This window comes from Jannaschia sp. GRR-S6-38 (assembly GCF_029853695.1).
GTDB lineage: Bacteria > Pseudomonadota > Alphaproteobacteria > Rhodobacterales > Rhodobacteraceae > Jannaschia > Jannaschia ovalis.
The window spans coordinates 1,846,176-1,866,424 of sequence record NZ_CP122537.1 but is presented as its reverse complement, the minus strand read 5'-3'; the positions used below and the strand labels follow the sequence as shown (position 1 = coordinate 1,866,424).

The 20,249-nt window shown below is 71.8% G+C and carries 17 protein-coding genes; 12 read left to right on the top strand and 5 right to left on the bottom strand.

Going from position 1 to position 20,249, the window contains the following annotated elements; all coding sequences use genetic code 11:
* Window positions 1–7: 7 nt before the first annotated feature.
* The 6 genes from P8627_RS09490 to P8627_RS09465 are packed head-to-tail and all read left to right on the top strand — an operon-like array spanning window position 8 to window position 6,440.
* A complete protein-coding gene (locus P8627_RS09490) occupies window positions 8–1,201 on the top strand; it encodes an acyl-CoA dehydrogenase family protein (RefSeq protein ID WP_279963858.1) in 1,194 nt (397 codons plus the stop codon).
* Window positions 1,202–1,203: 2 nt separating this feature from the next.
* On the top strand, window positions 1,204–2,283 hold the full coding sequence (locus P8627_RS09485) for an acyl-CoA dehydrogenase family protein (protein WP_279963857.1): 1,080 nt from the start codon (window positions 1,204–1,206) through the stop codon (window positions 2,281–2,283).
* Between the two features lie 3 nt (window positions 2,284–2,286).
* The gene (locus P8627_RS09480; protein ID WP_279963856.1) at window positions 2,287–2,700 is read left to right on the top strand and encodes a PaaI family thioesterase; all 414 of its coding nucleotides are present in this window, start codon (window positions 2,287–2,289) and stop codon (window positions 2,698–2,700) included.
* Window positions 2,697–3,701, top strand: a complete 1,005-nt coding sequence (locus P8627_RS09475; protein WP_279963855.1) for an NAD(P)H-dependent flavin oxidoreductase — start codon at window positions 2,697–2,699, stop codon at window positions 3,699–3,701. Before P8627_RS09480 ends, P8627_RS09475 begins: the two co-directional genes overlap by 4 nt.
* The gene (locus tag P8627_RS09470; RefSeq protein ID WP_279963854.1) at window positions 3,701–5,212 is read left to right on the top strand and encodes a class I adenylate-forming enzyme family protein; all 1,512 of its coding nucleotides are present in this window, start codon (window positions 3,701–3,703) and stop codon (window positions 5,210–5,212) included. The genes P8627_RS09475 and P8627_RS09470 overlap by 1 nt, the downstream gene beginning before the upstream one ends.
* 10 nt (window positions 5,213–5,222) lie before the next feature.
* Window positions 5,223–6,440 (top strand): acyl-CoA dehydrogenase, encoded by a 1,218-nt coding sequence (locus P8627_RS09465; RefSeq protein ID WP_279963853.1) that lies wholly within the window; start codon window positions 5,223–5,225, stop codon window positions 6,438–6,440.
* 52 nt (window positions 6,441–6,492) lie between these two features.
* Here P8627_RS09465 and P8627_RS09460 read toward each other — a convergent pair whose 3' ends face one another.
* Entirely contained in the window at window positions 6,493–8,130 is a 1,638-nt protein-coding gene (locus tag P8627_RS09460; RefSeq protein WP_279963852.1) for a thiamine pyrophosphate-binding protein, read from the bottom strand.
* Window positions 8,131–8,266: 136 nt separating this feature from the next.
* On the opposite strand from P8627_RS09460, the gene P8627_RS09455 reads away from it, so the two are divergent.
* Complete coding sequence (locus P8627_RS09455; protein ID WP_279963851.1) at window positions 8,267–9,466, top strand: glycosyltransferase family 4 protein; 1,200 nt, start codon at window positions 8,267–8,269, stop codon at window positions 9,464–9,466.
* Window positions 9,467–9,489: 23 nt separating this feature from the next.
* Here P8627_RS09455 and xrtD read toward each other — a convergent pair whose 3' ends face one another.
* Both xrtD and P8627_RS17065 read right to left on the bottom strand, forming a co-directional pair.
* Window positions 9,490–11,037 carry a VPLPA-CTERM-specific exosortase XrtD gene (gene xrtD / locus P8627_RS09450; protein ID WP_407932927.1) on the bottom strand — a complete coding sequence of 516 codons (1,548 nt, stop codon included), beginning with the start codon at window positions 11,035–11,037 and terminating at the stop codon, window positions 9,490–9,492.
* Between the two features lie 4 nt (window positions 11,038–11,041).
* Window positions 11,042–11,212 (bottom strand): hypothetical protein, encoded by a 171-nt coding sequence (locus P8627_RS17065; RefSeq protein ID WP_407932979.1) that lies wholly within the window; start codon window positions 11,210–11,212, stop codon window positions 11,042–11,044.
* 238 nt (window positions 11,213–11,450) lie between these two features.
* On the opposite strand from P8627_RS17065, the gene P8627_RS17060 reads away from it, so the two are divergent.
* Complete coding sequence (locus P8627_RS17060) at window positions 11,451–13,415, top strand: hypothetical protein (protein ID WP_407932926.1); 1,965 nt, start codon at window positions 11,451–11,453, stop codon at window positions 13,413–13,415.
* Window positions 13,416–13,565: 150 nt separating this feature from the next.
* Here P8627_RS17060 and P8627_RS09440 read toward each other — a convergent pair whose 3' ends face one another.
* The gene (locus tag P8627_RS09440; RefSeq protein ID WP_279963849.1) at window positions 13,566–14,246 is read right to left on the bottom strand and encodes a sugar transferase; all 681 of its coding nucleotides are present in this window, start codon (window positions 14,244–14,246) and stop codon (window positions 13,566–13,568) included.
* A gap of 295 nt (window positions 14,247–14,541) precedes the next feature.
* Between P8627_RS09440 and P8627_RS09435 the strand changes: the two genes are divergently transcribed.
* Genes P8627_RS09435 through P8627_RS09425 form a run of 3 tightly spaced genes read left to right on the top strand, consistent with a single transcriptional unit; the run spans window position 14,542 to window position 17,848 of the window.
* Complete coding sequence (locus tag P8627_RS09435; RefSeq protein ID WP_279963848.1) at window positions 14,542–15,444, top strand: ExeA family protein; 903 nt, start codon at window positions 14,542–14,544, stop codon at window positions 15,442–15,444.
* Between the two features lie 3 nt (window positions 15,445–15,447).
* Window positions 15,448–16,983, top strand: coding sequence for a GumC family protein (locus P8627_RS09430; RefSeq protein ID WP_279963847.1), 1,536 nt, complete (start codon window positions 15,448–15,450; stop codon window positions 16,981–16,983).
* A 25-nt stretch (window positions 16,984–17,008) separates the two neighbouring features.
* Complete coding sequence (locus P8627_RS09425; protein WP_279963846.1) at window positions 17,009–17,848, top strand: CpsD/CapB family tyrosine-protein kinase; 840 nt, start codon at window positions 17,009–17,011, stop codon at window positions 17,846–17,848.
* Here P8627_RS09425 and P8627_RS09420 read toward each other — a convergent pair.
* Window positions 17,830–18,717 (bottom strand): glycosyltransferase family 2 protein, encoded by an 888-nt coding sequence (locus tag P8627_RS09420; RefSeq protein WP_279963845.1) that lies wholly within the window; start codon window positions 18,715–18,717, stop codon window positions 17,830–17,832. The genes P8627_RS09425 and P8627_RS09420 overlap by 19 nt on opposite strands.
* 118 nt (window positions 18,718–18,835) lie before the next feature.
* On the opposite strand from P8627_RS09420, the gene P8627_RS09415 reads away from it, so the two are divergent.
* On the top strand, window positions 18,836–20,116 hold the full coding sequence (locus P8627_RS09415) for an oligosaccharide flippase family protein (RefSeq protein ID WP_279963844.1): 1,281 nt from the start codon (window positions 18,836–18,838) through the stop codon (window positions 20,114–20,116).
* The last annotated feature ends 133 nt before the right edge of the window (window positions 20,117–20,249 follow it).

Sequence of the window (20,249 nt, the reverse complement as noted above, 5' to 3'; positions counted from 1 at the left end):
TCCGACCATGAACCTCGATTACACCGACGCGCAGAAGACCTTCCGCGACGAAGTCCGCGCCTTCCTCGACGCCAAGCTGCCCGAGCGCCTGACCGATGCGGGCCGCAAGGGCCGGGCGCTGACCAAGGACGACCACGAGGAATGGCACGCCATCCTCAACGAGAAGGGCTGGCTGGCGGGCAGCTGGCCCGAGGAATTCGGCGGCGCGGGCTGGGACGCTGTGCAGCGCCACATCTTCGAGGACGAGACCACCGCCCGCGGCGCGCCGCGCATCGTGCCCTTCGGCGTCGCCATGCTGGGCCCGGTGCTGATGAAGTTCGGCTCCAAGGCGCAGCAGGACCATTACCTGCCCCGCATCCTCGACGGCACCGACTGGTGGTGCCAGGGCTATTCCGAACCGGGCGCAGGCTCCGATCTCGCCAGCTTGCGGACCGAGGCGGTGCGCGACGGCGACCACTACATCGTCAACGGCCAGAAGACCTGGACCACGCTCGGGCAATACGCGAACTGGATCTTCTGCCTCGTACGCACCTCGAAAGAGGGCAAGCCGCAGAAGGGCATCAGCTTCCTGCTCATCGACATGAACAGCCCCGGCGTCGAGGTGCGGCCCATTGTGCTGCTCGACGGCACGGCGGAGGTCAACGAGGTCTGGTTCAGCGATGTCCGCGTGCCGGTCGAGAACCTGGTGGGCGAGGAGAACAAGGGCTGGACCTATGCCAAGTACCTGCTGACGCATGAGCGCACGAATATCGCGGGCGTGGGCTTCGCCAATGCCGGGCTCGCCAATCTCAAGCGCATCGCCCGGGCCGAACGCGCCGGCGGCCGCCCGCTGATCGAGAACCCGCATTTCGCCGCCCGCGTGGCCCGGGTCGAGATCGACCTGATGGCGATGGCCACCACCAACCTGCGCGTCGTCTCGGCGGCGGCGGCGGGCAACGCGCCGGGCGCCGAGTCCTCGATGCTCAAGATCAAGGGCACCGTCATCCGACAGGAGATCAACCACCTGACCCGCAGCGCCATCGGGCCCTACGCCATGCCCTTCCAGTCCGAGGCGGTGGAGGGCGACAACGCGGGCGCCATCGGCCCCGACTACGGCGCCCGCGCATCGGGGCAGTATTTCAACAACCGCAAGCTCTCGATCTATGGCGGATCGAACGAGGTGCAGCGGACGATCATCGCCAAGTCGATGCTGGAGCTCTGAAGATGAATTTCGAACTCAGCGACGAAGCGCGGATGCTGCAGGACGGCCTGCGCCGCTTCCTGCGCGAGACCTATGACGCGAAGACCCGCAACGCCGCGGCCGAGGCGCCGCAAGGCTTCCCGCGCGCGGTCTGGGACGGGCTGGCCGAGATGGGCGTGATCGGGGCGCTCTTCACCGAGGATCAGGGCGGCTTCGGCGGCACCGGCTTCGATATCGCGCTCGTCTTCGAGGAACTGGGCCGCGCCGGCGCGGTCGATCCCATGCTCGACACCGGCGTGCTCTGCGGCGGGCTGCTGGCGGAGCTGGGCGATACGGAGGCGGTCGAAGGCGTGATCGCCGGCGGCACGCAGCTAGCCCTCGCCCATGGCGAGCCGGGTGCGCGCTACGACAGCAGCACGGCCGAGACCGCCGCCGCGCGGGACGGCGACGCCTGGCGCCTGACCGGGCGCAAGGCGGTCGTCGTCAATGCCGCCGCGGCCGAGGCCTTCCTCGTGACGGCGCGCACCGATGCGGGGCTGGGCCTGTTCCGCGTCGAGGCCGCGGCGCTCGATTTCCGGCCCTATCCGCTGAACGGCGGCGGCACGGCGGCGGAACTCGCGCTCGACGCCGCGCCCGCCACGCTGCTGGCCGAGGAGGCGGGCGCCATTCTCGCCCGCGCCGAGGCGCGCGCCACGCTCGCCATCTGCGCCGAGGCGCTGGGCCTGATGGAAGCGATCCGCGGGTTGACCGCCGACTACCTCAAGACCCGCAAGCAGTTCGGCCAGCCCATCGGCAAGTTCCAGGTGCTGCAGCACCGCATGGCCGATATGCTGATCGAGATCGAGCAGGCGCGCTCCGCCGTGATCAACCTCGCGGGCAATCTCGACGGGCCCGACCGCGACCTGCATGTCGCCGCAACCAAGAACCTGATCGGCGAGGTCGCGCGGCTGGTGGTCGAGGAGTCGATCCAGATGCATGGCGGCATCGGCATGACGATGGAGTACGATCTGGGCCATCTGGCGAAGCGGCTGACCATGGTCGACCACCGCTTCGGCGACGCCTTGCACCATCTCGAGCGCTTCATCGCGCTGCGCGCGGCCTGAGCCATGGCGGACGGGATCATCGAGGGCGAGACCGGCACCCAGCGCCTGCTGGGCTACGTGCTGGACGTCGGGCGCGGCGACGGGCGGGCGCGCTGCCGCCTGACGCTGACGGAAGATCACCTGAACCGCCACCGCGCGCTGCATGGCGGGATCGCCGCGGCCTGTCTCGACAATGCGCTGGGCGCGACCGCCAGCCTGACCGTGGACGACAGCGGCACCGCGCCCTTCCTCACCGTTTCGATGACGCTCAACTTCCACGCCCCCGCCCATGCGGGCGACGCGCTGGAGGCCACGGGCCGGGTGACCGGCGGCGGGCGCAGCCTCGTCTTCGTCGAGGGTGAGCTGCGCGCCGGCCCCCGGCTGATCGCCACCGCCACCGGCGTCTTCAAGCGCGTCCCGCCGGAGCGGCTGGCATGACCGACCCGGTCTTCGACACGCCCCTGACCCGCGCCTTCGGCACGCGCCTGCCGATCGTGGCGGGCGGCCTGATGTGGTTGTCGAACGCCGACTACGTCGCCGCCTGCGCCGAGGCGGGCATCATCGGCTTCATCACCGCCGCCAGCTTCCCGGACCCGGCTGACCTGCGCGCCGAGATCGCGCGCGCCCGCGACCTCTGCGACGGCCGCGCCTTCGGCGTGAACGTCTCGATGCTGCCCAAGCTGGTCGAGGGCGAGCACGTGGCCGAAACCTTCCGCCTGATCGCGGGCGAAGGCGTCGCCCATGTCGAGACCTCGGGCCGCAATCCCGAGCCCTACCTGCCGATCCTGAAGGACGCGGGCATCACCGTGCTGCACAAGGTGCCCTCGGTCCGGTTCGCCCAGAAGGCCGAGCGCGTCGGCGTCGACATGGTCGCGATCGTGGGCGCCGAATGCGGCGGACATCCCGGGCTCGACCTGATCGGCACCGTCGTCAACGAGGCGCTGGCCGAGCGGCGCCTCGGCATCCCGTTCCTGATCGGCGGCGGCATCGGAACCGGCAGCCAGCTCGTCGGCGCGCTGGCCGCGGGCGCCGCGGGCGTCGTCATCGGCACGCGCTTCCTCGTGGCCGAGGAGCTGCCCGCCCATCCCGACTACAAGGCGGCCATGGCCGCGGCGGGCGAGCGCGATACGCTCCTCACCATGGCGAGCGTCCGCAACACGATCCGCACGCTGGCCAACGACACCGCGCAGGAGGTCGCAGCGATCGAGCGCGACGACCCGCAGGTCGGGATCGACCGCCTGATGCCGCTGGTCTCGGGCAAGATCGGGCGGCAGGCTTATGCCACCGGCGACGTGTCGCGTGGTATGCTCTCGGCGGGTCAGGCGCTGGGCTTCGCGGATCGCGTCGCGCCGCTGGCGCGGATCGTGGCGCAACTGGAATCCGAGGCGGAGACGGCGCTGGCGCGCCTGCGCCCCGCGCCCCTGCGAAAGGCCATGTGATGGAGCTCATCCACCATCTCGTCGAAACCGCCGCCGCGGCGCGGCCTGAGGGCATCGCCATCATCGATTGCGACGGCCGCCCGGTCACCTATGCCGAACACGCCGCCGCCATCGACGCCGTCGCCGGGGTGCTGGCCGCGCAAGGACTCGGCCCGCGCGACCGCCTGCTCCTTGTGGCCGAAAACTGCCACGCTACCACCGTCCTGATCTTCGCCGCCGCGAAGCTGGGCGCGGTGGCCGTGCCGGTGAACGCGCGGATGACGGCGGCCGAGCTGGCGAAGATCGCGGCGCATTGCGGCCCGCGCCTCATGGCCTTCACCGCCGCCGTCTCGCCCGATGCGGCGGCCCATGCCGCGGCCGCGTGCGCCGAGGCCTGCGTCATTCCCGGCATCCGGCTCGCGGCCTGGACGGGCGCGCCGACCCCCGCCGCCGATCCGGAGACGGCGGTCATCCTCTACACCACCGGGACCACGGGCGACCCAAAGGGCGTGATGCTGACCCATGGCAACCTGCGCTTCGCCGGCCTGACCTCGGCCAATTTGCGCAACATGGAGGCCACCGACACGATCTACGGCGTTCTGCCGATGACGCATGTCTTCGGGCTGGCCTCCATGCTGATGGCAGCCACCACGGTTCACGCGACCATCCGGCTGGAAGCCCGCTTCTCGCCCGCCGCCCTGCACGCGGCCCTGATCGACGGCGCCACCGTCTTCCCCGGCGTGCCGCAGATGCACGCGCTCCTGATGGATCACGTCGCGCGCGGCGGGCTGCCCGGTCTGACGGACGCGAAGCTGCGCTACGTCTCCTCCGGCGCGGCGCCGCTCGACCCGGCCTGGAAGCGCAAGGCCGAGGCGTTCTACGGGCTGCCGCTACAGAACGGCTACGGCATGACCGAATCGACCGCCGGGATCTGCGGGACCCGCAATCCGATCGGCACCCCCGATGTCAGCGTGGGCCCGGCCCTGCCCGGCATCGAGATCAAGCTGGACGAGGCGATGGGCGGCGGCGAGGCGGGCGTGGGCGAGATCCTGACCCGGGGGCCGCATGTGATGGCCGGCTACTATCGCAACCCTGCGGAGACGGCGCGCGTCCTGTCGCCGGAGGGCTGGCTGCGCACCGGCGATCTCGGGCGCCTCGACGCCGACGGCCGCCTGACCGTGGTCGGCCGCTGCAAGGAGCTGATCATCCGCGGCGGGTTCAACGTCTACCCGCCCGAGGTGGAGGCCGCGCTCAACGATCATCCCGACGTGATACAATGCGCCGTGATCGGCCGCGCGAAGCCCGGCGGCGACGAGGAGGTGCTGGCCTTCGTGCAATGCGTCGACCCCGACGCGCTCGACGTCGCGGCATTGCGCGCCTTTGCGGCCGAGCGGCTGGCGGCGTACAAGCGCCCCGAACGCATCATCGCCGCGACGGCCCTGCCGGCCGCGCCGACGGGAAAGATACTGAAACACCGTCTCGTGACCCATTTCGCCGACCGATTGGCCGACCCCGAGACCCAGACCGCCTGAGGAGACGACCATGCCCAAGGACACCCAAGCCCCCGGCTTCGGCCCCGACCTCGCCAGCTTCCAGTGGGACGACCCGCTGCGGCTGGAAGACCAGCTCTCCGAAGACGAGCGGATGCTGCGCGACGCGGCGAACGCCTTCGCCCAGACCGAATTGCAGCCCGTCGTGCGTGAGGCCTATGCCAAGGAAACCGCCGCACCGGAGCTCTTCCCGAAGATGGGCGCCGCGGGCCTTCTGGGCGCCACCTTGCCGGAGGAATATGGCGGGCTCGGCGCGAGCTACGTCACCTACGGCCTGATCGCGCGCGAGATCGAGCGCGTCGACTCGGGCTATCGCTCGATGATGTCGGTGCAGTCGAGCCTCGTGATCTACCCGATCCACGCCTACGGCTCGGAGGCGCAGCGCCGCAAATACCTGCCCGGCCTCTGCTCGGGCGAGCTGATCGGCTGCTTCGGCCTGACCGAGCCCGATGCCGGGTCCGACCCCGCCGGCATGAAGACCGTCGCGAAGAAGACCGATGGCGGCTACGTCCTCTCGGGCTCGAAGATGTGGATCTCCAACGCGCCCTTCGCCGATGTGTTCGTCGTATGGGCCAAGTCCGAGGCGCATGACGGCAAAATCCGCGGCTTCGTGCTGGAAAAGGGCATGAAGGGTCTGTCGGCCCCCAAGATCGGCGGCAAGCAGAGCTTGCGCGCCTCGACCACGGGCGAGATCGTCATGGACGGCGTCGAGGTCGGCGAGGACGCGCTGCTGCCGGGCGTCTCGGGGCTGAAGGGGCCGTTCGGCTGCCTCAACCGCGCGCGCTACGGCATCGCCTGGGGCGTGATGGGCGCGGCCGAATGGTGCTGGCACGCGGCGCGGCAATACGGGCTCGACCGCAAGCAGTTCAAGCGCCCGCTGGCGCAGACCCAGCTCTTCCAGAAGAAGCTCGCCGACATGCAGACCGAGATCGCGCTGGGCCTGCAGGCCGCGCTGCGCGTCGGTCGCTGCATGGACGAGGGCGTGGCCGCGCCCGAGCAGATCAGCCTGATCAAGCGCAACAATTGCGGCAAGGCGCTGGATATCGCCCGGCTGGCCCGGGACATGCATGGCGGCAACGGCATCTCCGAGGAATACGGCGTCATCCGCCACATGATGAACCTCGAGACGGTGAACACCTACGAGGGCACCCACGACGTTCACGCCCTGATCCTGGGCCGCGCGCAGACCGGGCTGCAGGCGTTCTTCTGAGCGCGACGGAGAAGGGGGAGATCTTTCGTACGAAAGACCTTCCCTTCTGGCCTCAGTCCTCCAGCCGCAGGCGGGGCGACAGCGCCGCGGGGTCCATCTTCAGGTGGATGATCGCCGGCACCCCCGCCGCCCGCGCCCGCTCCAGCGCGGGCGCGAAGGCCGCATCCTCCGCCACCGTTTCACCATGGCCGCCATGCGCGCGGGCCAAGGCGGCGAAATCCGGGTTCTTCAGCACCGTGCCCGAGACCCGCTTCGGATAATGCTTCTGCTGGTGCATCCGGATCGACCCGTACATGCCGTTGTCGCAGACCAGCACGATGACGTTCGCGCCTTCGGCGCAGGCCGTGCCGAATTCCTGGCTCACCATCTGGAAGCAGCCATCCCCGGCCAGGCAGATCACCTCGCGCGCGGGATCGTGCAGCTTGGCCGCGATCGCCGCCGGCAGCCCGTAACCCATCGAGCCGGAGGTCGGCGCGAGCTGGCTGCGCCAGGCGCGGTAGCGGTGGTAGCGATGCGCCCAGGCCGAGTAGTTGCCCGCCCCGTTGGTCAGGATCGCGTCGCGCGGCAGCACCGCGCCCAGATGCGCGATCACGCGCTCCATCTTCAGCGCGCCAGGCGTCTCCTCGGGCCTCTGCCAGGCTTCGTAATCGGCCCGCGCCCCGGACAGCCAGTCGCCGCCCGCCCGCGCCCGCGCGGCGGCCGCCAGTTGCACCGCCACCGGCCCGGGCCGGCCGACGACCGCGAGCTCCGGGCGATAAACGCGGCCCAGCTCGGACGGGTCGGCATGGACATGGATCAGGGCCTGCGCCGGCACCGGCGGGGTCAGCAGCGTGTAGCCCGAGGTCGTCATCTCGCCCAGCCGCGCGCCGAGGCTCAGGATCACGTCAGCGTCCCGCACGCGCTGCGCGAGCTTCGGGTTGATCCCGATGCCGACATCGCCGGCATAGTTCGGGTGGTCGTTATCAATGTAATCCTGGCAGCGGAAGGACGCGCCGACGGGCAGGCCCATCACCTCCGCGAAGGTCCCGATCGCGGCATGGGCCTCGGCGCTCCAGCCGCCGCCGCCCACGATCACGAAGGGCCGCTCCGCCGCACCCAGCCGGTCCAGGATGGCGGCGATGTCGTCCTCCGCCGCCTTGCCCGAGGGCAGGCTGGCCGCCGGGACCGCCGCGCCCCCGGCCGGCCCCGACAGCATGTCTTCGGGCAGCGTCAGCACCACCGGCCCCGGCCGCCCCGATTGCGCGACGTGGAAGGCATGGCTGACATATTCGGGGATGCGGTCCGCCCGGTCGATCCGCGCCACCCATTTGGCGAGCGGGCCGAACATGCCGCGGTAATCCACCTCCTGGAAGGCCTCGCGGTCGCGCTGGTCCGAAGCCACGTCGCCCACGAACAGCACCATCGGGGTCGAGTCCTGCATCGCCACATGCACGCCCGCGCTGGCATTCGTCGCGCCGGGGCCCCGCGTCACGAAGGCCACGCCGGGCCGACCGGTCAGCTTGCCCATCGCCTCGGCCATCATCGCCGCGCCGCCCTCCTGCCGCGCGACATGGACCGGGATGGCGGCATCGTGCAGCCCGTCCAGCGCGGCGAGGAAGGACTCGCCCGGGATGCAGAAGACGCGCTCGACGCCCTGCGCCGCGAGGCAGTCGATCAGAAGGGCGCCGCCATGGCGCGCGGGACTGGACATGGATCGCTCCCCCTTGGTGCGCCGCCTTGGTGCCACGCGCGCGCGGCGCCGCCAAGCGTTGCGCGGCTGCCATCGGCGCGGGGTTTTGCGCCCGCCCGGCTTGTCATTCGCTGCGCCGCGCGGCCTATCCGGAGCCATGTCCTTCGATCCTCCCCGCCGCGTCCTGATCGTGGTCGAGAACCTGCCCGTCCCCCTCGACCGCCGCGTCTGGCTGGAGGCGACGACCCTGCGCTCCGCGGGCTACGCGGTCTCGGTGATCTGCCCCATGGGCCGCGGCTGGGACGCGGCCTACGAGGAGATCGACGGCGTCCATATCTACCGCCACCCCGCCCCGCCCGAGGCGCATGCCGGCGCGGTGGCCTATGCGCGCGAATACCTGCACGCGATCCGCCACTGGTTCCGGCTGGCCCGGACCGTGCGGCGCGAGCGCGGCTTCGACGTGATCCACGGCTGCAACCCGCCCGACCTGATCTGGCTCCTGGCGCTGCGCTACCGCCTGGCCGGGGTGCGCTATCTGTTCGACCATCATGATGTCTGCCCCGAGCTCTTCGAGGCCAAGTTCGGCAAGCGCGGCCTGCTCTACGGCGTCATGCGCCTCTGGGAGCGGATCACCTTCGCCTGCGCGCAGGTCTCCATCGCCACCAATGAAAGCTTCGCCCGCATCGCTCGGGACCGGGGCGGCATGGCCGCCGAGGACGTGTTCGTCGTCCGCTCCGCCCCCCGGATCGAGAAATTCACTCCCGGCCCCGGCGACCCCGCCTATCGCCGCGCGGGCACCGTGCTGGGCTGGATCGGCATCATCGGCCAGCAGGAGGGGCTGGAGATCATGGTCGCCGCGGTGGGCCATCTCGTCCGCGAACTGGGAAAGGACGACGTGCATGTCGTCGTGATCGGCTTCGGCCCGCACCAGGACGCGGTCGAGGCCGAGGTCGCGCACCTGGGGCTCGCCGATCACTTCACCTTCACCGGCGCGCTCTACGGCGAGGCGATGCTGGCGGCGCTGAATGCCTGCGATATCGGGCTGGCGCCCGATCCGAAGAACGCGATGAACGACATCTCCACCATGAACAAGGTCATGGAATACATGACGCTCGAAATGCCGCTGGTGCAGTTCGACCTGACCGAGGGCCGCGCCTCGGCGGGGGATGCCGCGCTCTACGCCCGCGCCAACGATCCGGAGGATTTCGCGGCGAAGGTGGCGTGGCTGATGGACCACCCCGAGGAGGCGCGCGCCATGGGCCGGCGGGGGCGGGCTCGCGTGCTCGAGCGGCTGAGCTGGGACCATTCCGCGCCGCAGCTTCTGGCCGCCTACGAGCGGGTGTTCTCGAAGGGCTGATCCCCTGCCCGGCCCGGGACCGACTACTCCGGCAGATGCCCCGCGATCTGCGGCAGCGCGGCGTCGAGGAAGCCCTGCAGCCGCGCCTCGGCCTGATCCACGGCCTCGTTGTCGCGCACCCGCGTGACCAGCCGCACGATCGTGCCGTCGCTGCGGCCCGCGACCAGCCCGTCGCGCAGCGCCGAGAACTTGGCCTGCCAGGCGGAGGTGAGGCGCGTGCCGCGCTGTTCGAACCAGTACCAGACGAGCTGGCGCTCCAGCCCCTTGCGGATCACCGCGCGGTTGACCTCGAAGCCCTGCGGCACGCTCTGCTGGCGCAGCTCGGCGATCTCCCAGCCGCCCGCGGGCAGGCAGACCTCGGGCGAATGCAGCCCCGCCCCGTTGGTCTGCCGCGCGTACCACGCCACGAAGAGCGAGACCGGCGCCGCGGCCCCGGGCGCGACGTAATCGGCGACCAGCGTGTCCGAGGCGGCCAGCACGCGCCGCGTCTCGTCGTCGAGCGACGCCCGCTGTCCGTCCCAGGCGCCGATGCGCATCGGGAAGGGCGCGAGCGGCGCGCGCGCGATGTCGTCCGGCGCGGGGGCCGGGCGGTCGAGCGCCAGCGCCCCGGCCGCCATAAGCGCGAGCCCCGCCAGCGCCCCGGCCCCGCCGATCGCCGGCAGATGCGCCGCCTGGCGGGCCAGCCCGTCGGTGTCGAGATCCAGCATCGGCCCGGTCGTACCGCGGAAGGCGGCCAGGGCGCGCGCGGTGCCGAGCAGGATCGCGAGGCAGAGGCCGAACACCACCCAGCCCTCGAAGAGATGCGAGAACCCTTCGGCATGGGCGATGCCGAATCGGTCAACGAGGATGCCGATCACGCCGATCCGCGCGGCGTTCAGGAGGACGGCCAGCGGCGCGGCCATCAGAAACAACAGCGCCTTATGCGCGAAGGGTCCGCGATAGAGGATCGCCACGAGATAGGAGAAGCTGAGGATCGGGAAGAGATAGCGCAGCCCCGAACAGGCTTCGGCCACCTGCAGCTTGTAGACGCCCAAGTCGATCACATGGCCTTCCAGCAGCACCGGAACGCCCGCCAGCGTCACCAGCGCCACGCCGATCTCGGCCGACACGGTCTGCAGCGCGGTCGAGACCTGCCAGAACACGACCTGCGGCAGCGGCAGCATGAAGATCAGGTGGAAGACCGAGGCCCAGTGCCGCCGGCCCCGCGTCCAGCCCATCGCGGCCAGCACCAGCGCCATGACCCACAGGATCAGCCCGTAGGTCACGAGGTCGGGGATGCCCGTGCGATTGCCCGCCAGCGCCAGCAGCAACGCGACCACGCCCAGCGCGAGGCCCGGCCGGCGGTCGGGCGCGGCGTCGGGCGGGGCGGGGGCGTCGCGCATCTCGCGCAGGAACAGAAACAGCGAGATCAGCGGGATCAGCGGCCCGTGGCTGTATTCCGGCGTCAGCCAGGCCGCGACCAGCGAGACGAGGCCCGGCCAGAACACGGGCAGCGACACGCCGAGCGCGAGGCCCAACGCCGCCAGACCCCAAGGCGGCGCGGCGCGGGTGGCGGCGCCGGTCCAGGCCATGCGCTCAGCCGTCCTTCGGCAGCGCGTCGAGCCGGGCCTGCGCGTCGCGGGCCAGGGGCGCTTCGGGTCCGGCCAGGTCCAGCACCGCGGCGAAGGCCGCGGCCGCGGCCTCGGTCTCGCCCAGCGCGGCATGGACCTGCCCGAGGCGCAGTTGCACGCCCGGATCCGCGGGCATGCCCCGCGCGGCGCGGCGCATCAGCGGCAGCGCGCCCTGCGCGTCGCCGCGCAGGAAGTCGATCCAGCCGATCGTGTCCGAAACCTCGGGCCGCGCATCGCCGCGCAGGGGCGCCACGATCCGCGCCGCCTCGGCCAGCGCGGCGGGGTCGTCGGTCGTGACCGAGATCAGCGCGGCGAGGTTGTTGGCGACCATCGCGTTGCGCGGCGCGTCGGCATGCAGCGCACGGAGAAGCGCGATGGCGGCCGCCGTGTCGCCCGACGCCGACAGGCGATCCGCCTCCAAGAGGCGCAGCGGCAGCGAGATCCGGGTGATCGCGCAGCCCGCGCGCCAGCACCGCCGTCGCACCCGCCAGGTCCTGCTGCCCGGCCTTCAGGCCGAACAGGCGCAGCGTCGCGGCCTCGGCCAGCTCGGGATGATCGAGCAGCGCCTCGTAGGCGCCCGCCGCCTCGGCCAGCCGGTCGGTCAGGCCCAGAAGTTCCGCCCGGATCAGCGCCAGCGCCGGCGCGTCGGGATATTCGGCGCGAATCGTCTCGATATGGCTCAGCGCCAGCGGCGCCTCGTCGATGGCGATCAGCTCGGAGACGGCGCGGGTCAGCGCCGGCTGTTCCAGGCTTTCGGGATCGTAGAGATCGCCCAGCCCGTCGCGGCGCGGTTCCCGCTTGAGAGCGACGCCCGCACGCAGCGAGGCCGCGGCCGCGGCGGCCGCCTCGCCCGGGATGCGGTCGATATGCGCGGCGGCCTGCAGCGCCCCGCCCCAGTCGCCCGCATCGATATGCAGCTCGCCCAGCAGGCGGCTGACGCCCAGATGGCCCGGCGCCGCGTCCTGCGCAGCCTGCAGCACGCGCAGCGCCAGCCGGTCGCGGCCCTCGCCGATCAGGGCGCGGGCATAGCGCTCGGTCTCGGCGGCGGCATGGCCGGAGACCTGCGCGGCCTGCGCAAGCTGCTCCATCGCGAGACCCGGATTGCCGTCCAGGCTGTGCGCGGCGGCCATCAGGTTCAGAAGATCGGTGTCGCGCGGCGATTGCGACAGCGCGGAGCGCAGGTCGACGATGGCGTCCTTCGGGCGCTCCGCCTCGATGGCCCAGCCGGCGCGCAGCTTCAGCGCGCCCACCTCGCCCGGATCGGCGCCCAGCACGGTCTCGACCTCGGCGCGCGCCTCGCGGCGCTCGCCCTGCCGGTCCAGCATCCGGGCCAACAGAACGCGGATCATCCGCGCCTCGCCGCCCTCCTCGCCCTCGGCCAGAAGCGTGCGCAGCCCGTCGATCGCGCCCGCGCGCTCGCCGGTATCGAAGCGGATCGCCCGCTCCATCGCGGCATAGAGCCGTGCGCCCGGCCCGTCGCCCGCCGCCTCGCGCTGGCGCGCCAGCTCGGCCAGCGCGGCATCGGGGCCCTGGGTGCGCAAGAGGAACCGCACAAGGACGGCGCGTGCGCCCACATCGTCGGCCGGGGCCCCGTCGGTCAGGGCCCGCAGGACCTGTCCCGCCTCGGTCACGCGGCCTTGCGACATGTGCCGGGCCACCAGCATCGACACGATCTCGGGGTCGCTCGGGTAGAGCGCGACCAGCTCCATCAGGCGCTGATCGACCGGGTCCTCGCGCCCGTCATCGGCCAGGAGGCGGATGCGCATCACCTGCAGGTCGGCGCGGTAGGGGTCGCGGCCCAGCGTGTCGTCGAGGATCGCCAGCGCCTCGGCCTCGCGCCCGGCATCGAGCGCGGCCTCCAGCGCGATGCGCAGCATCACCGGCTCGTCGGGGCGCGCCGCGCGCAGCGGGGCGATGGTCTCGGCCAGCGCGTCGCGGGCGCGCGGATCGTTCTCGCGCATCGCGTCGCGGAAGGCGACCGCATGGCGCAGGATGGCGGTCTCGGACGCGTCCGGGGCGATACCCTCGGCGATGTCGGCATGGCGGCGCAGCGCGTCCCAGTCGGTCTGCATCACCGCGATCTGTCCCAGCGCGAAGCGCCACTCGACCCGGTCGGGCTGGCGTTCGGACAGCAGCGTGTATTCGCGCGCGGCCTCGCGCAGATAGCCCTGCGACAGGAACATCCGGCCCAGCGCGATCCGCGTCTCGGCATGGTCGCCGTCGATCTTGAGGATGTTGCGATACTGGATCAGCGCGCGGGCGAAGTCGCGGTCCTCGACGAACGCCTCGGCCGAGGCGAAGAGCTCGTCGATACGCGCCTCGTCGGATTGGCATCCTGAAAGGAGGACGACCGCGACGGAAGCCGCGACCGCCAGCCGCTTGAACGGTCTGACTGTCATTTGAATATCCACTGCTCGTTCTTCTTTTTGGAAACCCTGCCGGACCGGGGCCCGTGCGGCCAGCGCAGCGGCATGACCCGGCCGCGATGCTCACCGACCTGTGGCGCGCAGGACAACACCGACGGTCGCCGCGATGATGCGCAGATCGGCGCCTAGGCCGAGCGCCGCATCGTAGGACATGTCGAACTCGGCCCGGGCGGCAAAGCTCGTCCGGCCGCGGCCCGCGACCTGCCAGGCGCCGGTCAGTCCGGGGCGCAGGCGATAATAGGCGCGCCCGGGATAGAGCGCGCGCTGCTCGGGCAGCATCGGGCGCGGTCCGACCAGGCTCATATCGCCGGTCAGCACGTTGAAGACCTGCGGCAGCTCGTCGATCGAGACGGCGCGGATCAGCCGGCCGACCCGCGTGATGCGCGGATCGCGGCGCAGCTTCTGGTCGCGCGCCCATTCGGCGCGGGCCTCGGGATCGGCGGCCAGGTGCCGCGCCAGCGCGGCATCGGCATCGACGACCATCGAGCGCAGCTTCCACATGCGGAACCGCCGCCCGCCGAGGCCCAACCGCTCCTGCGCGTAGAAGGGCGAGCCGCCGTCCAGCGCCACCAGCGCCGCGAAGACCGCGATCACCGGCAGGATCGCCGGCAGCGCCAGCAGGACCAGCGTCACGTCCAGCACCCGCTTGAGATGCGCGCGGTAGCTGAGCCCGGGCGCGACGGTCGCGCTGCGGGCGGCCACGGGCGTCGCGACGGCGGTCTCGGGATCGAATCGCAGGGTCATGGATGGGGCGCCTCGTCTGTCGTGCCGCGGACGGAGCTGCCCGCGTCGTTAACCCTCATGACGGGGGATGAGGCGGATTCGATGGCAGGTGGCGGGGCAAATGTGGCGGGGCCGGACAGATTTCGGGTCAGCTTCGCGCAAGACCGCATTTGCGCCTTCATCCGCCCCGGAATCGCCTCGGACCCCGCCTTATTCGCGACGGATTCCGGCACGAGGTTGGGACCGTGGTTAATGCGACCGAACGAGTCGCCGGCAAGACGAACGAGGCCACGGGCAGATTACGGGACGGAAGACGATGGCAGACGTCGAAGACCTCTATAGAGCGCAATACGGGATGGACGGCCGGCCCTTCGGCGTCCTCGCCGACGCGGAGCTGAGCTATTGCGGCCCCGGCGTCGTCCGTGCGCATGCTGCCCTGGAATACGGGCTGATGACGGGCGCGCCCTTCATCGTCCTGACCGGCGACGCCGGCACCGGAAAGACCTCGCTCCTGCTGCGGATCATGGCCGATGCCGATCCCGCGCAGCGCGTGGTCCTGATGTCCGGGCTGCGCCAGGGCACCGGCTCGGTCCTGCCCTGGGTCCTTCAGGCGCTGGGCGAGGACATCGCCGCCGACGCCGCGCCCACCGAGCTTTTCACCCGGCTGCAGGACGCGCTGATCGCGGAATACGCCGCCGGACGCCGCATGGTGCTGGTCGTGGACGAGGCCCAGAGCCTGTCGACCGCCGCGCTGGACGAGCTGCGGATCCTGTCGAATATCAACACCGCCGCGGACCAGCTTCTGCAGGTCGTGCTGTCGGGCCACAGCCTGCTGCGCGACCGGCTGCGCGCCCCCGAGCTCCTGGGCCTTGCCCAGCGCGTCGGCGTCTGGGCCGCCCTGCCGCCGCTGTCGCGCGCCGCGCTGGCCGATTACGTCGCCGCCCGCCTCGCCGCCGTCGGCGGGGCCGAGGACCTGTTCGAGCCCGCCGCGCTGTCCCTGATCCATTCGGTGACCTCCGGGCTGCCGCGCTCGGTCAACCAGCTCTGCGAGATGACGATGATCTTCGCGCTGTCCGAGACCGCGCCCACGATCGGCGCCGCGCTGGTCCAGCAGGTGCTGGAACAGGACATGTTCCTGGCGCCCCTGGCCGCCGCACCCGACCGGCCCTCCGGCCCCGCGACCCGCCCCGGCCGCCTGCGCCTGGCCAGCGGGGCCTGAGGCATGTCCGACGTCCTATTCTACCTTTCGCTGTTCAAGCGGCGCCTGCCCTGGTTCCTGCTGGCGCTCTTCGTCTGCACGGGCTCGGGCCTGGGCGTCGCGATCAGCCTGCCGCCGGTCTACGAGGCGGGCGCGCGGCTCGTCGTCGAGGCCGAGAAGATCCCCGACGAGCTGGCCGCCTCGACCGTGCAGACCGCCGCCTACGAGCATCTGCAGATCATCGAGCAGCGCGTGCTGTCGCGCGAGGCGCTCCTCGATATCGCCAACCGCCTGAACGTCTACGAGGGCGAGCGCCCGGCCCCCGACGAGATCGTCGAGGATCTGCGCGAGCGCATCGTCTTCACCATCGATGGCGCCGAGAACCGCCGCGACACCGAGCGTGCGACCATGCTGGACATCCGCTTCGAAGCCGGCAGCGCCGTCATGGCCGCCTCGGTCGCCAACGAACTGGTGACCCGCGTCATGGCCGAGGATGTCGAGATGCGCACCTCGGTCGCCCGGCAGACGCTGGAATTCTTCGACCAGGAGGTCTCGCGCCTGCAGCAGGAGCTGTCGGCCAGCGGCGCGACGCTGATGGCCTTCCGCCAGGAGCACGAGGAGGCCCTGCCCGGCACGCGCGAGCTGCAACTGTCGCGCGTCGCCGATATCGAGGAAGAGCTGTCCCGCATCGCCCGCGAAAGCGACGCGCTCAAGCGCGAGCGCGAGCGCCTGACCCGCCTGCACGAGACGGTTCGCCGCCGCGAGGCCGGCAGCAACCTGCGCGCCAGCAGCTACGAGGGCCGCCAGATCGTCGCCCTGCGCGAGACGCTGGCCGACCTGCCCCAGGGCGACCCGGGCATCCCCGAGATCGAGGACCGCATCGCGCGCCTCTCGCGCCGCCTCGACGCCGACCGCAACGAGGGCGCCGGCGGCCGCTCCGCCTATCACCGCCATCGCGACGAGATCGACGGCAAGCTGGCCGAGGCCGCCGAGCTGCGCCGCCTGCTGCTCGAGGAGCTTGAGCGGCTGCGCGGGGGGCTGGCCCGCGCGCCGGTCAAGGCCGCGCAATTGGCGTCGCTGGAAGAAGACCACCAGAACCTGCGCGCGCTCTACAACCAGGCCGTCGAGGCCAAGGCCATGGCCGAAACCGGCGACGCGATCGAGGCGCTGTCGAAGGGCCAGCGCGTCGCGGTGATCGAACAAGCCGCCATCCCGCGCAAGCCCGCCCGCCCCAATCGCGAGGCGGTGGCGCTGGCCGGCTCGGGCCTGGGCGTCGCCATCGGCCTGATGATCGTCGTCCTGCTGGAGCTGCGCCTGGGCTTCCTGCGCCGCCCGGTCGACCTGCAGCGCCATCTGGGCATCGTGCCTCTGGCGACCCTGCCGATCCTCGCCGGGCCCGAGACCCTGCCCGCCGACGCCGTCGCCAAGCGGCGCATCCGGCCCGCCCTCGCTGTGGCCTTCGCCCTGCTCGGCCTGACGCTTGCCGGCGCCGCCGTCGGCGGCTGGCTGCCCGCGCCGGACGACCTTCTCGCGCGCGCCGCGCGCCTCCTCGAATTCTGACCCGACCGCCCCGGAAGGACACGACATGGACCGTCTTCAAGCCGCCATCCGCCAGGCCCGCGCCGCGCGCGACGCCGTTCTCGCCCGCAGCGCCACGATGCCGGAGGTCGACGAGCCCACGGGCGAGGCGCTGATGGCCTGGGCCGGGCTGGACGCCTTCGAGCCCGATCCCCGGCACCTGGAGCGCAACCGGATCGTCACCCGCGAGGACGGCCCCCGCAGCGCGCCCTTCGACGTGCTGCGCACGCGGATCCTGCAACAGGCCGAGACCAAGGGCTACAAGCGCATCGCCATCACATCGCCCGGCCCCGGCTGCGGCAAGAGCACGGTGACGCTGAACCTCGCGCTGTCGCTGGCGCGGCAGACCGACGTGCGCACCATCGTCGTCGATTTGGACCTGCGCCGCCCGATGCTGGCGCGACTCCTAGGCCTCGACGGCGAAAAGCACATCCCCCGCGCCATCGTCGAACGCGCCGACCCGGCCGGCGAGATGACGCGCCTGGGCGACAATCTCGCCATCGCGAGCACCGCGCGGGCCGTACGCGACCCCTCGGCGCTGATCCACGGCCGCTCGATGGCGCAGTTCCTCGACCGCCTCGCCGATCAGTTCGAGCCGGACCTGATCCTGCTCGACCTGCCGCCCGTCATGGTCAGCGACGACGCAATCGCCTTCATGCCCAATGCCGATGCCGCGATGATCGTCGCCGCGGCCGAGCAATCGACGCTGCGCCAGGTCGATGCCTGCGAGCGCGACCTCGCGGCGCAGACCAATGTGCTGGGCGTGGTGCTGAACAAATGCGCCCATCCGGGCGACGGGCATGCCTATGGATACGGCTATGGCTACGGCTACGGGGCGAGCGCCTGACGCAGCATCCACAGCATCCGGGCCATGCGGATCCGCAGCAGCGTCCCCGCCGCGCGCCAGCGCTCGCCGGGGGTGAGAGTTCGGGCGCGCAACACGCGGGGCAGATGCGCCAGCACCGAGACCGGCATCAGCAGTGCCCGGCCCACCCAGGCCAGCCGCCCGCGCCCCTCGGCCCGGTGCAGCGCCCAGGCCTCGTCGGTCAGGCGGCGCCACTTGGCGCGCAGCGCAGGCCAGTCGGCGCGGGACGGATGCCCGACGCGCATCTCGGCCACGTAGCCCAGCGTGAAGCCCGCCGCCCGCGCGCGGTGCGAATAATCCTTGTCCTCCGACACCGCCGGCCGGAAGCCGCCCAGCGCCGCGTGCACCTCCCGGCGCGTCACCAGGTTCCCGCTGCCCAGGAAGCCCACCTCGTCGAGATAACGGCGCATGTCGAAGGCGAAGGTCGTCTCGAAGGCCTCGGCCCCGCTGCGCGGCGGCGGCGTCTCGTCGAAGATCTCCACGTCGCCGCCCACGAGGTCGGCCTCCCGCGCCGCGCACAGCGCCGTCGCGACCCAGCCGGGCCCCGGCACGCAATCGGCGTCGAGAAACAGCAAAAGCTCCGCATCCGTCTCCGCCGCGCCGCGGTTGCGCGCGGGCCCCGCGCCGGGGCGCGTCTCGCAGAGCAGCCTCACCTCCGGGAAGTCGCGCCGGAGCCAAGCGCCCGGATCGCTGTGCGAGCCGTTATCGACCACCAGCACCTCGACGCAATCGGGCAGGTCGCCCATCAGCGCGGCGAGGCAACGCGCCAGCCGGTCGGGATCGTTGAAATGCGGGATGATGACGGCGGCGCGGGGCCCGGCCGCCCCGCTCGTCCGGGAAGGGGATGTCACGCCTGCTCCCGCCTCTGGATCGGCCCGGTCGCGGGCGCGGTGCTTGACCCGAGCATGGCGCGGCCCGCACAAGCCGGCAACCCGCGCCGCCGCGCCACCCTTGCCGCCTGTTGCCCCGATGCTTCGTTCCGCCTTCCTTCTCCTGTCCGGCAATGCGGCCCATTCGGCGCTGCTCTTCGCGCGCAACCTCGCGCTGGCGGCGCTGATCCCGGTCGAGGATTACGGCATCGCCGCCACGCTGGTCGTCGCCATCGCGGCGGTCGAGATGGCCTCGGCCTTCGGGCTGCAGCAGCAGATCGTGCAAGCCCGCGACGGGGACGACCCGCGCCTGCAGGATGCGCTGCAGGGCTTCCAGCTGTTCCGCGGCCTGCTGGCCACCCTTCTGATGCTGGCGCTGGCCTGGCCGCTGGCGTGGTTCTTCGCCGTGCCGCAGGTCGCCTGGGGCTATGCCGCGCTGGCTCTGGTGCCGTTCTGCAACGCGCTGCAGCATTTCGACATGCATCGCTACAACCGCGCCGGCCGCTTCGGCGCGCTGATCGGGGTGCAGACGACCCCGGCGCTGGTCTCGCTGATCCTGATCTGGCCGTTGGCCTGGTGGCTGGGCGACTGGCGCGTGATGCTGGGCGCGCTGGTGGCCTATGCCGCGCTGGCCGCGATCCTGTCGCATGTCGTCGCCGAACGCCGCTTCCGGCCGGTCTTCGACGCCGCGCTCTGGGGCCGGACGCTGCGCTTCGGCTGGCCGATCCTGCTCAACGCGGGACTTCTGTTCTTCGTGATGCAGGGCGACAAGATGATCGTCGGGCGGCTCGCCGGGATGGAAAGCCTCAGCAGCTTCGCGCTGGCGGTGACGCTCACGCTGACGCCGTCGCTCGTCCTGGCGGGCAGCCTGGGCACCGCGAGCCTGCCGAAGCTCTCGGAGCTGGCCGACCGGCAGGCGGACTTCGCCGGGGCCACCGCCCGCTTCATCGCGCTGTGCATCCTCTGCGGGATGGCGCTTGGACTGGTGGGCCTGGTCGGGGCGTCGATCCTGCCCGCTTTCGTCGCGGGCACGGCCTGGGCGCCGCTCGCGACGCTGGTCGGGCCGATGGCCGTGATGCAGGGCATCCGGCTGGCCAAGACCGGGCCGGCCCTCTCGGCCCTCGCGCGCGGCGATACCGCGAACGCGGTCGTGTCGAACCTGCCACGCATCGCGGCGCTCATCGTGGGCTGGGTGGCGCTGTCGAACGGCGCGGATGTGCTGTGGCTTGTCTGGCTGGGCTGCGCCGCGGAAGGCGCGGGCCTTGTGCTGTCGGCCTGGGCCTTCGCGCGCGCCGCGGGCACGCCCCTGCCCTGGCGCAGCCTCGCGTTGGCGGCGGCCGGGTTCGGCATCCTCGTCGCGGCGGCGGTGGCGCTAGGCTGACGCAGCCGCGTCACACCCCGGGCCCCGACGCGCCCGCCCGAGGCGAAAAGCCTTGGCGCGGGCAGCACCGCCTGCCTAGCCTGACTCCAAAGGCCCCGAATGAGAGGGCCCCGAGCGAGCAGTTCGCCGGCCC

What these genes read in the sequence shown, in the direction of transcription:
- P8627_RS09465 (WP_279963853.1), top strand. Translation starts at nt 5,223, where the DNA reads ATGCCCAAGGACACCCAAGCCCCCGGCTTCGGCCCCGACCTCGCCAGC.
- P8627_RS09435 (WP_279963848.1), top strand. Translation starts at nt 14,542, where the DNA reads ATGGCAGACGTCGAAGACCTCTATAGAGCGCAATACGGGATGGACGGC.
- P8627_RS09480 (WP_279963856.1), top strand. Translation starts at nt 2,287, where the DNA reads ATGGCGGACGGGATCATCGAGGGCGAGACCGGCACCCAGCGCCTGCTG.
- P8627_RS17065 (WP_407932979.1), bottom strand. Translation starts at nt 11,212, where the DNA reads ATGCCCGCGGATCCGGGCGTGCAACTGCGCCTCGGGCAGGTCCATGCC.
- P8627_RS09455 (WP_279963851.1), top strand. Translation starts at nt 8,267, where the DNA reads ATGTCCTTCGATCCTCCCCGCCGCGTCCTGATCGTGGTCGAGAACCTG.
- xrtD (WP_407932927.1), bottom strand. Translation starts at nt 11,037, where the DNA reads ATGGCCTGGACCGGCGCCGCCACCCGCGCCGCGCCGCCTTGGGGTCTG.
- P8627_RS17060 (WP_407932926.1), top strand. Translation starts at nt 11,451, where the DNA reads ATGGCGGCCGCCGTGTCGCCCGACGCCGACAGGCGATCCGCCTCCAAG.
- P8627_RS09490 (WP_279963858.1), top strand. Translation starts at nt 8, where the DNA reads ATGAACCTCGATTACACCGACGCGCAGAAGACCTTCCGCGACGAAGTC.
- P8627_RS09485 (WP_279963857.1), top strand. Translation starts at nt 1,204, where the DNA reads ATGAATTTCGAACTCAGCGACGAAGCGCGGATGCTGCAGGACGGCCTG.
- P8627_RS09475 (WP_279963855.1), top strand. Translation starts at nt 2,697, where the DNA reads ATGACCGACCCGGTCTTCGACACGCCCCTGACCCGCGCCTTCGGCACG.
- P8627_RS09440 (WP_279963849.1), bottom strand. Translation starts at nt 14,246, where the DNA reads ATGACCCTGCGATTCGATCCCGAGACCGCCGTCGCGACGCCCGTGGCC.
- P8627_RS09415 (WP_279963844.1), top strand. Translation starts at nt 18,836, where the DNA reads ATGCTTCGTTCCGCCTTCCTTCTCCTGTCCGGCAATGCGGCCCATTCG.
- P8627_RS09430 (WP_279963847.1), top strand. Translation starts at nt 15,448, where the DNA reads ATGTCCGACGTCCTATTCTACCTTTCGCTGTTCAAGCGGCGCCTGCCC.
- P8627_RS09425 (WP_279963846.1), top strand. Translation starts at nt 17,009, where the DNA reads ATGGACCGTCTTCAAGCCGCCATCCGCCAGGCCCGCGCCGCGCGCGAC.
- P8627_RS09470 (WP_279963854.1), top strand. Translation starts at nt 3,701, where the DNA reads ATGGAGCTCATCCACCATCTCGTCGAAACCGCCGCCGCGGCGCGGCCT.
- P8627_RS09460 (WP_279963852.1), bottom strand. Translation starts at nt 8,130, where the DNA reads ATGTCCAGTCCCGCGCGCCATGGCGGCGCCCTTCTGATCGACTGCCTC.